Source organism: Nonomuraea sp. NPDC004702 (assembly GCF_053601695.1).
Genome location: NZ_JBSGCE010000138.1, coordinates 1 through 12,239, shown reverse-complemented (window position 1 = coordinate 12,239; position 12,239 = coordinate 1). Strand labels below are relative to the sequence as shown.

At 67.2% G+C, this 12,239-nt stretch carries 11 protein-coding genes and 1 pseudogene; 8 read left to right on the top strand and 4 right to left on the bottom strand.

The annotated features are described in order from the left end of the window. Positions 1 to 1,074: 1,074 nt before the first annotated feature. The 3 genes from ACWEJ6_RS53150 (at position 1,075) to ACWEJ6_RS53140 (ending at position 1,940) form a co-directional block, all read left to right on the top strand. A complete protein-coding gene (locus tag ACWEJ6_RS53150) occupies positions 1,075 to 1,311 on the top strand; it encodes a hypothetical protein (protein WP_452433317.1) in 237 nt (78 codons plus the stop codon). Further along, positions 1,308 to 1,622, top strand: a complete 315-nt coding sequence (locus ACWEJ6_RS53145; RefSeq protein ID WP_452433315.1) for a hypothetical protein — start codon at positions 1,308 to 1,310, stop codon at positions 1,620 to 1,622. Before ACWEJ6_RS53150 ends, ACWEJ6_RS53145 begins: the two co-directional genes overlap by 4 nt. A gap of 87 nt (positions 1,623 to 1,709) precedes the next feature. After that, complete coding sequence (locus ACWEJ6_RS53140) at positions 1,710 to 1,940, top strand: hypothetical protein (RefSeq protein ID WP_452433314.1); 231 nt, start codon at positions 1,710 to 1,712, stop codon at positions 1,938 to 1,940. A gap of 13 nt (positions 1,941 to 1,953) precedes the next feature. Here ACWEJ6_RS53140 and ACWEJ6_RS53135 read toward each other — a convergent pair whose 3' ends face one another. Further along, a complete protein-coding gene (locus ACWEJ6_RS53135; RefSeq protein WP_452433313.1) occupies positions 1,954 to 2,172 on the bottom strand; it encodes a transposase family protein in 219 nt (72 codons plus the stop codon). A gap of 185 nt (positions 2,173 to 2,357) precedes the next feature. Further along, positions 2,358 to 3,565 (bottom strand): annotated as a pseudogene (locus ACWEJ6_RS53130) (ISAzo13 family transposase). 424 nt (positions 3,566 to 3,989) lie between these two features. On the opposite strand from ACWEJ6_RS53130, the gene ACWEJ6_RS53125 reads away from it, so the two are divergent. The 3 genes from ACWEJ6_RS53125 to ACWEJ6_RS53115 all read left to right on the top strand — a co-directional run bounded on the left by ACWEJ6_RS53125 (position 3,990) and on the right by ACWEJ6_RS53115 (position 6,641). Further along, positions 3,990 to 4,316: a hypothetical protein gene (locus ACWEJ6_RS53125; RefSeq protein WP_452433312.1), complete on the top strand. Its 327-nt coding sequence runs from the start codon at positions 3,990 to 3,992 to the stop codon at positions 4,314 to 4,316. A 430-nt stretch (positions 4,317 to 4,746) separates the two neighbouring features. Then, the gene (locus tag ACWEJ6_RS53120) at positions 4,747 to 6,015 is read left to right on the top strand and encodes an MFS transporter (protein ID WP_452433311.1); all 1,269 of its coding nucleotides are present in this window, start codon (positions 4,747 to 4,749) and stop codon (positions 6,013 to 6,015) included. 11 nt (positions 6,016 to 6,026) lie between these two features. Next, positions 6,027 to 6,641 (top strand): hypothetical protein, encoded by a 615-nt coding sequence (locus tag ACWEJ6_RS53115; RefSeq protein WP_452433309.1) that lies wholly within the window; start codon positions 6,027 to 6,029, stop codon positions 6,639 to 6,641. 74 nt (positions 6,642 to 6,715) lie between these two features. On the opposite strand, the gene ACWEJ6_RS53110 is transcribed toward ACWEJ6_RS53115, so the two are convergent. Together ACWEJ6_RS53110 and ACWEJ6_RS53105 are read right to left on the bottom strand one after the other, a co-directional pair. Then, positions 6,716 to 7,882, bottom strand: a complete 1,167-nt coding sequence (locus ACWEJ6_RS53110; protein WP_452433308.1) for an IS630 family transposase — start codon at positions 7,880 to 7,882, stop codon at positions 6,716 to 6,718. A 365-nt stretch (positions 7,883 to 8,247) separates the two neighbouring features. Continuing rightward, positions 8,248 to 9,237 carry an IS481 family transposase gene (locus tag ACWEJ6_RS53105; RefSeq protein ID WP_452433307.1) on the bottom strand — a complete coding sequence of 330 codons (990 nt, stop codon included), beginning with the start codon at positions 9,235 to 9,237 and terminating at the stop codon, positions 8,248 to 8,250. A gap of 185 nt (positions 9,238 to 9,422) precedes the next feature. On the opposite strand from ACWEJ6_RS53105, the gene ACWEJ6_RS53100 reads away from it, so the two are divergent. Both ACWEJ6_RS53100 and ACWEJ6_RS53095 read left to right on the top strand, forming a co-directional pair. Then, the gene (locus tag ACWEJ6_RS53100; protein ID WP_452433319.1) at positions 9,423 to 11,147 is read left to right on the top strand and encodes an IS1634 family transposase; all 1,725 of its coding nucleotides are present in this window, start codon (positions 9,423 to 9,425) and stop codon (positions 11,145 to 11,147) included. Between the two features lie 370 nt (positions 11,148 to 11,517). Further along, the coding region (locus ACWEJ6_RS53095; protein WP_452433306.1) for a DUF4240 domain-containing protein at positions 11,518 to 12,239 on the top strand (722 nt) is incomplete at its 3' end.

The window sequence follows — 12,239 nt, the reverse complement described above, 5'->3', positions numbered from 1 at the left end:
CGAGGCCCGTCTGGCCGCGACCCGGCGGGACCGGACCCAGCCGCGCTGGCTACCACCGAGAGACGGTCCCACTGGCGTCCGCTACGGTCTGAGCGTACCCAGCGCATCCGCTCCCGGATCGCCACCGCGACCGCCCGCGGAAAGACACCGCCTCAGAACTCTGGCCGACCGCGTACCACAACAAGCACAACGTCCCCCCGCGCCAGGTCCTCGACCAGGCACGCTCTTGGGGGCATGACCGCCGACGACCGTGATCGCGCCCAGCGCGCCAGCCAGTTCGGCGGGACGCCTCCGCCCCTGGGCCGCTACCTGGCCGTCGAGCGTGTCGGCGCGCGGTTCGCCACTCGCGACACCGACCTCAATCCCAACCCGGACGACCTCGAGGACAACGCCCACCACGAACGGCCGCGCCGTACCCGGCTACGCGACGGCCCCGCTCGCCGCCTTGTACCCGACCGGCACCCACCGATCCAAGCCGGCCGAAACGAGGGGTGGCTGACCGTGCGCGGCAGGGGTCGGGGAGGTTGTTCGCCCCGTTCACCCCGCGCGGCGGCCACGTCCGCCGCGCCAAGGCGGGCACCGAGGTCCACATGAGCGGCCAGACGGTCGGCGACGTCATCACCAGCCGCGCCGACCAAGCCGGCCCACCCGAGATCGGTGGACACACACGACTTCCGCCGTACCTACACCGGGAAGCTCCCACACGCCGGCGTTGACCTGGCAATCACGCGAGCCCCGCTCGGGCACGTCCCTCGACCGCGACCGCGGTACGACCGGCGACCGGAACAAGACCGCCGAGGCCACCGGCGGCCCGGGTACTCCCGGCGCGGTGCGTCTCCCGGGCGCCGCGCGCCGCCGGAAGACGCCGTGATGGACGTCGGCGCATCGGAGGCGGACATCACGCCGCGCCGTAGGCCGTCCGGAGCTCATGGTGAGCATGTGGGTTCATCAGCGAGAACGAACATTCCCAGCAATGAGAAGAGGGAGACTGCGAGCCAGGCCATTAGAGATACTCATAGCTGGGCTGGTACACGAACTGGTGTGTCACCAATCAGTAGACGTACCATCGGAGGTATGGCTAAGAACGCATCGTTCAGCTTGAGCGAAACCGTGCTCGACCTCATCGTGGCCGGCGCCGAGCGAGAGGGATTGAGCAAGTCCGCATGGATGGAGCGGGCGGCCGTCTACTATGCCGTCGTGAAGGGCGCACCGGCCGACAGCTCCAGTGACGCGCTCCTCGCCGAGGCGCTCGCCGATGAGCGGGAAGCCGCCGCCGCCGATGACGAGTTTCACGAACGAGGCGCAGCGTGATCCAACTCCAGACCGGCGGGGTCTACCTCTACGCCCCCAAGGGCATCGACCGGGAACGCTTGATGCTGGTCATCTCCGCGCCCGGTGTGGTCGACTCCCGCCGGCGGTTCATCACCGGCCTGGCCGTCATGTCCTCCCACGACGGCGACACGCTCACGGTGCCGATCACCGTGGGCGACGCTCGCCGCTACGTCAACACGACCCAGCCGCAACGGCTGATCCGTGACTGGTTCCTCGAGCACCACGGCAGCCTCTCGCCCCAAGAGATGGAAGCCGTACGGGCTTACCGCCGCCTCGCAGAAGATCTGTGATCCACATCACTCACCTCTCCTCTTCTCGGCCTAGTTTTTTAAGTAGGGCGGCTGACCGCTGGCACGGCCCCGAGAGGAGCGTTCCCCGTGACCAAGAAGACCACAATGAGTGCTGCGGAGGAGCGACGTGCGAAGATCGCCTACGCGGCAACCGGCGAGCTCGCCGGCCACGCCATTGGAGCCCTCACCGGCCCCCTCCACCTGGTGGTACAGCCCGTTGTGGCAGCAGGCGTCCGCGAATTTGGGGACGCGGTGATCGAGGCCGTCAAGAAGGGCGAATACGAGCCCATCGACATGACCGGCATTCAGGGCCTTTAGAACTTGCGGAGAATTAACACGCTGAGTTGATCTTGTTTGTAACGGCGCCGGTACTCATGGCGTAGGTGATGAGGTCTGCGGCGGAGTAGAGACGTTTGGGGGCGGGGGTGATGGTGTAGCCGACCTGTTCGAGGAGGGGCCGGATCTGGCGGATGGCTCGGTTGGCCGTCATGAGGGTGACCTGGAACAGCTCGGCGAGGACCGCTTGCGGCAGGCCGAGACGGTGATGCAAAACAGTGATCAGAAGGCGTTCGGGGAGAGTGAGGGCGGGGTGGCGGCCGGTCCCGGCCGCTACTTGACGTGGGCCACCGCGTTGACGGCGCAGGTCGGTTTCTCGCTGCGCATGTCGCAGGAGGGTCAGCTGGTCGATGAGCTGGTCCCATCCGTTCTGCGGCAGTCCGGTCAGGGTGGGGTGGGTCAGCCAGGCATGGTCGTCTCGCTCATGTCGTGGCGCCGTGGCGGGGACCTCGGGGACCTCGGGGACCTCGGGGTCTCGGTGGCCGTCGGCCAGGTCGGTAATAGCGTGTAGTTCCAGTCGCCGTGCCAGTCGTGGCTGGTGAAGGGGAGGTCGGCCAGCTGAGCGTCACTGATGGTGACGCCGGTGGGATATCGCCCGGTGTCCAGTTCGGCGTGCACGGTGAGCCCGGTCGTGGTGGTGGTCGCGGCGATGCTCCGCACGATGACCTTGTGGCTGGTCAGTGGCCTGCCCCGCCAGTTCATCGTGATGTGGCGGAACAACCGGTGCTCGATGCGGTTCCATTTCGACGGCCGGGTGGCAGGTGGCAGACCGTGATGGCCAGGCCGGTCTGGGCAGCCAGCGCGGCGAGTTCAGCCTTCCACGCGCGGGTGCGATATCCGTCCGAGCCACCCGCATCTGCGGTGATCAGCAGCCGGTGTGCGTCCGGATAGGCGCTCTGGCCGGCGCCGTTCCACCAGCGGCGGATGGACTCTACGGCGAACGCGGCGGTGTCGTGGTCGGTGCCGACATTGACCCAGCCGCTATCGGCTGCCAGGTCGTAGATACCGTACGGGATGGCCTTGCCCAGCTGCGCATCGAGGAAGTCATGGGTGGCGACCACGACCGGCTGACCCGCGGGCCGCCATTCGCGACCGGCGTTTTCGAACGTGCCGATGAGCTCCTTCTTCTTGGTATCGACGCTGACCACCGGCTCCCCAGCCGCCTGGTACCGCTTGATCGGCTCATTGATGTAGCGGAACTGGGCGTCGCGATCCGGATGCCGCTTGCCTTCCAAGGTCTTGATGTTGGCCTGCGGGCTGAACCCCTCCTGACGCAACAGATCGGCGACGGTATCGGCGCTGACCTTGTGCCCTTGCCGGGTAAGCTCCGCGGCGAGCTTGCGGGTCGCGGTGGTTGTCCACCGCAACGGCGACATCGGATCCCCGCGCATGTCCGGCTCAACCAAAGCCAGCAGCGCCGGACGCATGTCCGGATCGAGATCGGCCACCCGCTTGCGCCCACCACCAGGGCGGCGCACCCGGCTCAGCGGCTCCTGCCCCGACTCCAATTCGTGCACCCCGGCCGATACCGTCGCCTCGCGAACCCCAGCAGCTCGAGCCACCGCCCGGATCCCGCCATGCCCCAACGCGCGGGCTTCGGCCCCCATCAGCGACCGCCGCTGCCGCTCATCCAGATGCGGAAAGACCGCTTCGAACTTCACCGCCAGCATCGTCACCGTCTCTGCTGCCACACCCATACCACAGCAACGATCGAGATCCCGAAAAGCTACGGGTTATTCCGCTGCAGGCCCTTAGCCGCACAGCCATACGAAGAAGACAGGACGCTACGACAGTCACAGGACGATCACCTTTTTTCGCCCACCAGGCACAACGACGGCGAGAAAGCGCTCTGGAGAGTTTGCGCCTAACAAGCGTCCCTCTGGCGTACTACCGTTAGAGACGAGGAAAGGGCCCGAGCCGCTGCAACGGCCCAAAGCCCTTCTCGTCGCACTCAACCCGCTGGCCCCCCGGACGAGAGTCCCACGCGTTAAATGCCTGCACTACCAATGCCAGGCTATCCACGCAGTTGGGATGCTGCAATCAAAAGACGTTGCGATTCGCTTCCAGGGGGCCGGCCTGAACGAGGCAGGTCTATTGGTCGAGAAGAAAGTCGTCCAGGCTCCCATGCCGAAACAGCTCTCGATCCCGGGCATCATGCTGTCCGATGGGGCCGTCGAGCTGCTGGTCACGGCCACTACGGAGGTCGTGAAGGCCACCACGGAGGTCGCGAAGGCGCGCGAAAACCACAGGAGGACGATCCTCCTGGCGCTGATCCTCGCGGGCAGCGTCATCGTGCTCGTCGCGCTGAACTCCGACCCCACGCCGCTGATCGAGGCCATCGCGCCGCGGCTGAAGTAGCTCCTCCGCATCTCCCAAGCGCTGACGGCCACCCATCCAGGGCGGGCCGTCAGCGGCACGTCACGCCGATCCGGCGCTCTGCTTGAGGTCGGTCGGTGTCGCGAGCGGCGAACCGCGCGCCGACACGCTCGTCGGCCAAGTGCCGGCCCATGGGCGGGGTCGTCCCGCCGAACTGGCTGACGCGCTGGGCGCGGCAGAGCACGACCAGCCCGCTCCTTCCGCCACGGCTGGCCGCCGAGGCAGACCGGTTGAGCGTGACCGAGCCCCGCACTCGTTGACAGCCACGCGGGTAATGTCCCGCACCGGGGAGTGCATCATTTAGTCTCTGACAATGCAGCCGCCGTCACCCCACCGCCGCGGATCACGAGACACTGTGCTTGAGCACAGGACGGCAGGAGTGGCGGTGGAGACCAGACAAGCTCCGAGTGGCTTGACCTCGCTGTTCGCCACCAACGCGGGCTTTCGCCGCTCCTGGACGGCATCGACGCTGTCGATGATGGGCACGCGCACGCTGAGCGTGGCCTACCCGCTGCTCGCCATCGCGCTCACCGGATCGCCCTCCTGGACCGGCTGGGTGGTGTGCGCCGCCACGCTGCCCGGCCTGCTGTGTTACCTGCCGGCGGGCACGGTCGTCGACCGGGTCGGCCCGAGGCTCGTCATGACCTGGTGCGAGCTGGCCAAGGGCCTGTTGATGGCCGTCACCTGCGGTGCGTTGCTCCTGGGGAGCCTGCGGATCGAGCATCTGCTCGTGGTGGCCTTCGCTGAGGGATGTCTGACGGTGTTCTCGTCCGTCGCGGAGATCGCGCTGGTCCCGGCGGTGGCCCGCCCGGCGGAGGTGGACACGGCGCTCGCCGTGCACGAGACCACCGTTCACGCCGTGGGCCTGACAGGGCGGTCGCTGGGAGGGGTGCTCTACGCGTACGGCCCGGCGATGACCTTCCTGGCGAACGCGGTGGCGTTCCTCTCCGCGGCGGCCACGCTGGCCCGCACGCCGGTGCGGCGGACCCCGGCCCGGCCGGTCAGGCTCTCGCTCACGGAGGAGATCCGCGTCGGGCTGAGGGAGATCTGGACGAACGACTTCCTGAGGTCCGCGACGATCCTGACCGCTTTGATCAACTTGGTCGTGCAGGCGCTGACCGTGGTGTTCGTGACCCATATGACGCAGACACGGGAGAGCCCGGCGTTGATCGGCGTCATCCTGGCGACCGCGGGGGTGGGCGGGGTGGTGGGGGCGCTCATCTCGCCGCAACGCCAGAGGATCGCCGGGAAGGTGCCGGCCTACCGGCTGGCCGAGATCATCGGCCTCACCCACCGCGGCCGATCGATGTTGCTGGTGCACACCTGGGTGTGCGCGGCGGCGCTGCTGCTGGCCGTGACGACCGCGCTCTCGCCCGGAGCCTTCGCGCTGGCACTGCTGATGATCGGCGTGGCGGGTGGGCTGAGCAACGTGACGATCCGTACGGTGATCAGCCGGGTGCCGGCTGACAAGCTGGCTCGGGTGGCAGGCGTCTCCCGGCTGGTCAGCTACGGCGGAGGGGCGCTCGGCCCGGTGCTCGCCGGGTTGCTCTACGCATGCGCGGACGTGTGGGTCACCACCACCACGTTGGCCGTCGCGATGGTCACGCTCGCTTTTGCCGCCACCATGGTTCGGCCCTTCAGAAAAGGGCTTTCGCCCGGCTGGCCCCCGCGGAAAGCCTGAATAATCAAGGCATGCCGATCGCGCGCTTATTTGTCGTGGTGGTCCTGGCCGTGGGCACGGGGTTCGGTGCTCCCCAGTTCCTGGACAATTCGGCGCTGTCCATCTCACTCGAGACGTTTCCGCGTGTGCCCGTGAAGGTCACCGTCGTGAATCCGGGGCCGGCCGTGACGGCCCGCATCCAGGTCGCGGGTGCTGCCGCGAGCGCGGTGAGTGTCCAGGGAGGCGGGTCGGTTCAGCTTCCGGCGGGCGGGAACGTGACCGTCACACTGGTGCCGGGGCCACGGCTGCGTGAGACAAGCGGGCAACTGGTTCTCTACGCCGAGACCGGGGTGACGCGGCGGGAACTGCGGGTGGTGCCGCGGCACCTGCTTCTGCGTTTGTGGCCCTTTCTCGCCGGTGGTCTGATCCTTGTGGGGCTCCTCGCCTGGCTGATGTGGCGCAGGCGCAGGCCGCGGGTGGAACCGGCCCCCTCTCCCAAGGAGGAGGAGCAGGCCCCGGCCGGATTCACGCACAGCGACGAGCCGGCGGTCACGGACAGTCTGGGGCGGGCGGAGTACGCGCAGGCGCTGGCGCTGCTTGCCCACTCCGCCTCTCCGCCCATGGTCATCGGTGTCTACGGCGAGTGAGGGATCGGCAAGTGATCTTCCACTCGGATCGCGGCTCGGAACTTAGTGGTCCAGTTCGTGAGTCGTTCGAGGGTTCACGTGGTTGCTGGTAGTGCGGCAGGCTGGTGGCCGCAGCCGGTGGGCTTCTGGAAGTGGCGCTCCTTCTGTTCGTGTCGCTCGATCCGGGCCATCAGGTCCTCGAGGTTGGCCGGGGTGAACTTCCATTTGAAGGGCTGGGCGGTCTCGTTGTAGCGACGCTCGAAGGCGATCAGTCGATCTTCGACCTGGTCAAGGCCGGTGAAGTCGTTGGGTGTGACCACTTTGCGCCGCACGATGGAGAAGAAGAGCTCGATCTGGTGGAGCCAGGACGCGTGCATGGGGGTGTGGACCATCACCGCGTTGGGGAACCGGGCGGTGAGCCGGTCGGCGGCGGCCTTGCCGCGATGGGAGAAGTCGTTGTCCACGACCCAGAACACCCGCCGGGCGGAAGCGTATGGTTCCCGCGTCATGACCTGCTCGGCCAGGTCCATGAACGGGATGATGCCCGTCTTGGGCGAGCGGCGCCCGAACACGCGGGCGTGGTGGACGTCGTAGGCGGCCAGGTAGGCCAGCGCGCCGCCGCGGTCGTAGTCGTGGCTGACCCGCATCGTACGGGCGGTGCCGGGCGGCAGGGTGGGATGGCAGCGGCAGCGGGCCTGGATGGAGGTCTTCTCGTCGGCGGAGATCACGTACTCGTTGCCGGTGAGGGGTTGCGTGTCCCAGATGCGCTGGTAGAGGCCAAGGGCACGGGCGGCCTTGGTGGTGAAGTCGGGGTCGCGGATGAAGATCCAGGAGGCGTGCTGCCAGGGCTTGAGCACGTCGGCGGACAGGATCCGGCAGACGGTTGAGGCGGACATCGCCTCGACGATGCCCCGGCCGACCGCTTCGCCGGCCAGGTCGGTGCTACTCCAGCGGGACGACGGCATCCCGGTCTCGGCCGGCGGTTGGCAGGCCAGCGCGGTGACTTCAGCCCGCTGGACGGGGGTGAAGCGGGGTGGCCGGCCCGTGCGGGGCCGGTCTTTGAGCCCGTCGATGCCTTGGTCGGCGTAGCGGCCACGCCACCGGCGGACGGTATCGAGGTGGACCCGCTGTTGCAGGGCGCTACGGGCGTTGGAGTAGCCGTGCGCGGCATCCAGCACGATCCGGACGCGAACGACCTTCTGGTAGGGGGCGGTGTGAGAATGGGCCAGCTTCTTGAGCCGCCGCCGCTCAGCGGTGGTCAAGACGATCTGGCGAGCACGAGGGACGGGCACACGGAACGCTTTCGGTGATCTTACGAGGGGCGCTGCCACTTCTGGGGATTCGGGCTCTACCTGGCCAGCAGCGGCAAGTACGAGAACCAGATCCTGCCTACCGGCAGGTCAGCCGGCACACCCCACGAAGCCCTCGACTGCGCCTGCGATCTCTACCTCAGCCACTGACCCCGAAGGACTTACGAGCAGGAGCACTTAGCGTCGCGTTCAGCGTGCTGGGTGTCGGCCGATCCCGCGCAGCCGTTCCAGAGCGCGCGGCTCGAACTCGCAGGGCGTTCGGGCGGTGTGCCGAAATCTGTGCGCGGATACGGTGCCGTGTTCCTCGCCTTCAGCCACTAGGTGTACTCACCTGAGAGGTTAGGTACGCGGCTGGCGGGTGGGTGGCCGCCGAGTGCGGTGTGTGCTCGGTGGTGATTGTAGGTGTGGAGCCAGGATCGGAATGCTTGCCGGCGTTCGGTTTCGCTGGTGTAGGGCTGGGCGTAGGCCCACTCGTCGGCAAGGGTGCGGTGGAAGCGTTCGACTTTGCCGTTGGTCTGGGGCCGGTAGGGGCGGGTGCGTTTGTGGGTGATGCCCAGTCCTGTGAGGGTGTCGCGCCACAGGTGGGATTTGTAGCAGGCGCCGTTGTCGGTCAGGACGCGGCGGACGGTGATGCCCAGGCTGGTGAAGTGGGCGTGGGCGCGGTGCCAGAAGGCGGCGGCGGTTTGTTTGGTCTCGTCCGGCAGGATTTCGGTGTAGGCCAGGCGGGAGTGGTCGTCCAGGGCGGTGTGCAGGTAGCTGTAGCCGATCTTGGGCTTGCCGTGCCGGTAGCGGGCGGTGGTGGTGGCCTTGCGGTGGTGATGTGCGGTCTGCCGGTCGGTGATGCGGTGTCCGCCGCCGTCGGGGATGTTGCCGAGTTTCTTGACGTCGACGTGCACCAGGTCGCCGGGCCGGTCGTGTTCGTAGCGTCGTACGGGGTGGGCGGTGGCGCGGTCCAGGTGTCGCGGGCGGGCCAGGCCGTGGCGGGACAGCACGCGGTGCACGGTGGAGGGGTGCAGGCCTAGGAGGTAGGCGATGCGGGCCGGTCCCCAGCGGCGCAGGATGCGTACCTTGATGATGCGGCGTTCGGTCCGGGGTGGGGTCTTGCGGGGGCTGTGGTGTGGCCGGCTGGGTCGGTCGGTCATGCCGGCAGGGCCGAGTTGGCGGTAGCGGTCGGCCCATCGTTTGGCGGTGCTGACCGCTACTTGGAAGCGTTCAGCGGCACGGCGGAGAGGCCAGCCGTCCTCCACCACGCAGCGGGCCAGGCGTAGGCGTCCGAGTTCGGTCAGCGGCGCGTTACTGTGGGGCATGAAGGGCCTCCGGGGCTTGGCGTAGATGTCGCAATCCACACCGAACCCGTAGGCCCTTTCCTATGCAACGATCTTGGGGATCGTGTCGCCCCGCGTTCTCAACCTCTGTGGTCAGTACACCTAGTGACACGACTTCAGCGATAACCCCGTCACGATCTGCACACACACTGCTACGGTCTGGTGACATGTTCGTCAGAACCGCGACCCGGAAGAACAAAAACGGCACCACGGTGCGATACCTCCAACTCGCCCACAACGAATGGGACCCCGTCGCCAAGACCGCCAAGATGAAGGTCCTGCACAACTTCGGCCGCGAAGACCAGATGGACCGCGCCGCCGTCGAACGCCTGGTCAGCTCGCTATGCCGACTACTGGATCCCGGCCGGGCCGCGGCACTCACCTCGGGCGCGCAGCTGACCTTCATCGGCTCGGCCGGCTATGGCGGCGTCTATCTCCTCGACCAGTTGTGGCGACAGCTGAAGATCGATGTGATCCTGACGACGATCCTGGCCTCCACCCGGCGCAGCCCGTTCACCGAACGAGTGCTGTTCGCCCTGGTCGCCAACCGCGCCCTGGACGCCTCCTCCAAGCTGGCCGCCTCGCACTGGGTCGGCCGCAACGCCCACATCGACGGCCTCACGGACTGCTCCGACGACGCCTGCTACCGGGCGATGGACTGGCTGCACCAGGTCCAAGACTCTGTTGAGCGCAAGGTATTCGACCAGGTCGCCACCCTGCTCAACCTGGAAGTCGACCTGCTGTTCTTCGACACCACCTCCACCTACTTCGAGATCGACGAACCCGACGAGCCGATCGCCCGCGACCAGCGCGGCATCCGGCTGCCCGACCCCGACCCCGACCCCGAAAACTGCGACGGCGACGAACCGGTGATGAAGGGCTTTCGCACCCGCGGCAAGTCCAAGGATCATCGCGACGACCTGCCGCGGATCGTCATCGGGATGGCCGTCACCCGCGACGGCATCCCGGTCCGCGTCTGGTCCTGGCCCGGCAACACCACTGACACCGCCCTGATCCGCCAGGTCAAGGACGACATGCGGGACTGGACCATGTCCAAGATCGTGTGGGTCGGTGACCGCGGCTTCGCCTCCGCCGACAACCGCCGTTACCCGCGCCAAGGCGACCACCACTACATCATCGGCGAACGGCTGCGCTCCGGTTCGGCCGAGGCCAAGGCCGCGCTGTCCCGCCAAGGCCGCTACCAGGACGTGGCCGACAATCTGAAGGTCAAAGAGGTACGGATCGGCGAGGCCGACCGGTTCGTGATCTGCTTCAACCCCGACGGCGCCGAACGCGACGCCGCCATCCGGACGCGTCTGATCGCCCAATTGGAGGAGATGATCGCCGGCAGCGACGCGCTGAGCGCCACCAAACGCGCTGAACTACGCGGCGTGATTCGCACCAAGCCCGGCCTGAACCGCTACCTGCGCACCACCCCGAACGGGCTGCTGCGCCTCGACGCCGCGAAAATCAAGACCGAGGCGAATCTGGACGGCAAGTACCTGCTGCGCTGCTCCGACCCGAAGCTGTCGGCTGAGGACATCGCGGTTGGCTACAAGCAATTGCTGGAGGTTGAGCGAGGCTGGCGAGACATGAAGCAGGTCATCGACCTGCGGCCGGTCCATCACAGGCTGGAGGAACGCATCCGCGCGCACGTCATCTTGTGCTGGCTGACGCTGCTGCTGATCCGCGTCATCGAGACCACCACCGGCTCCACCTGGAACCGCATCCGCGACGAGTTCGACCTGCTCACGGTGGCAACCTTCACCGGAGCGACCGGCACCTTCCGCCAGCGCGCCGAGCTGACCAAGCCCCAGCGCGACATCCTGGCCAAACTCGACATCCCGACCCCGAAGAAGATGGTCGAGGCTACACCTGCCACAGACGCCTGACCAGGCACAACACCCACGCCTAGTGACACGCCGCATCAGCGTGCCCGCAAGCGTTTCCACAGCTCACACCCCTGATTCATGTGTTCTTCTCGCTACACATCTGCGGAACGCAGGGCAGCGGGTGAGCGTGTCGTTCGGCAACAGCTCGCCCACCGCGAGCGGACCGGCGCGGCCGCAGGAGGGACAGGTCCATTCCGGCGGCGTCTGGTCCCCCTCGACCGCGTGCCCGTCGACGGTGGTAAACCGCATCAAGAATCGGGAGATCCGGGCAGGGCTTGCGTCGGCTGTCATGATCAGGCCCCATGGACATTGACGGCTTCTGGGACCTGGTTGAACGCTCCGCTCAGAGAGCGCCACCAAGCAGGAGAGGGTGAGCTGGCTGGAGGAGCATCTGTCCCGCTTGTCCGCTGAGGAAATCGTGGACTACGAGGCATGGTTCACGCTCTGCGCCAACCGCGCCTGCACCTGGGACATGTACGCGGCCTGCTGGACCATCACCGGCTCTGGATCCTCTGACGGCTTCGAGTACTTCGTGGACTGGCTGATCAGCCTCGGCCGCAGCGCCTTCGGCATGGTCACTGAGTGTCCCGACCGTCTTGTTGAACTTCCCGAGGTGCGGCGGCTTTTCGAACTGTCGCGGAATTTCTCCCACGAGAGGACCTCGGCGTCCAAGGACGGCGCCGTCCGGCTCGTACGGCTGACACGGGTCCGGCGTCAGCGCTGGTCGGATGAGGTTTGGCCAGAGTTCGAGGTGCTCGCCTACGTGGCCTGCCACGCGTATCAGCGGGTCATCGGGCAGGACACGGCCCATCCGGCCGAAGCCGTCCAGGCCCGCGGAATCACCAGCTCCTTTCCCTTCCTGAGCTTCCTCGCGGAGCCGGAGGACGAGGCATGGGACTTCAGCGACAGGGCCGAGTACACACGCCGGCTTCCCGGCTTGGCCCGCCACTACGGGATTACCGACGAGCCCCGGGAACACGACGAGCCGAGCCCCGCCCCGTCCGAGCCGCAGCCTTGCGTGGTCTATGGAATCATCCGTTCCATGGCCAAGTTCCCCTCGATGAAGGCCGGCAAGTTCCTTGCCGTGTTGAT

What these genes read in the sequence shown, in the direction of transcription:
- ACWEJ6_RS53105 (WP_452433307.1), bottom strand. Translation starts at nt 9,237, where the DNA reads ATGCCCCACAGTAACGCGCCGCTGACCGAACTCGGACGCCTACGCCTG.
- ACWEJ6_RS53125 (WP_452433312.1), top strand. Translation starts at nt 3,990, where the DNA reads ATGCTGCAATCAAAAGACGTTGCGATTCGCTTCCAGGGGGCCGGCCTG.
- ACWEJ6_RS53150 (WP_452433317.1), top strand. Translation starts at nt 1,075, where the DNA reads ATGGCTAAGAACGCATCGTTCAGCTTGAGCGAAACCGTGCTCGACCTC.
- ACWEJ6_RS53115 (WP_452433309.1), top strand. Translation starts at nt 6,027, where the DNA reads ATGCCGATCGCGCGCTTATTTGTCGTGGTGGTCCTGGCCGTGGGCACG.
- ACWEJ6_RS53100 (WP_452433319.1), top strand. Translation starts at nt 9,423, where the DNA reads ATGTTCGTCAGAACCGCGACCCGGAAGAACAAAAACGGCACCACGGTG.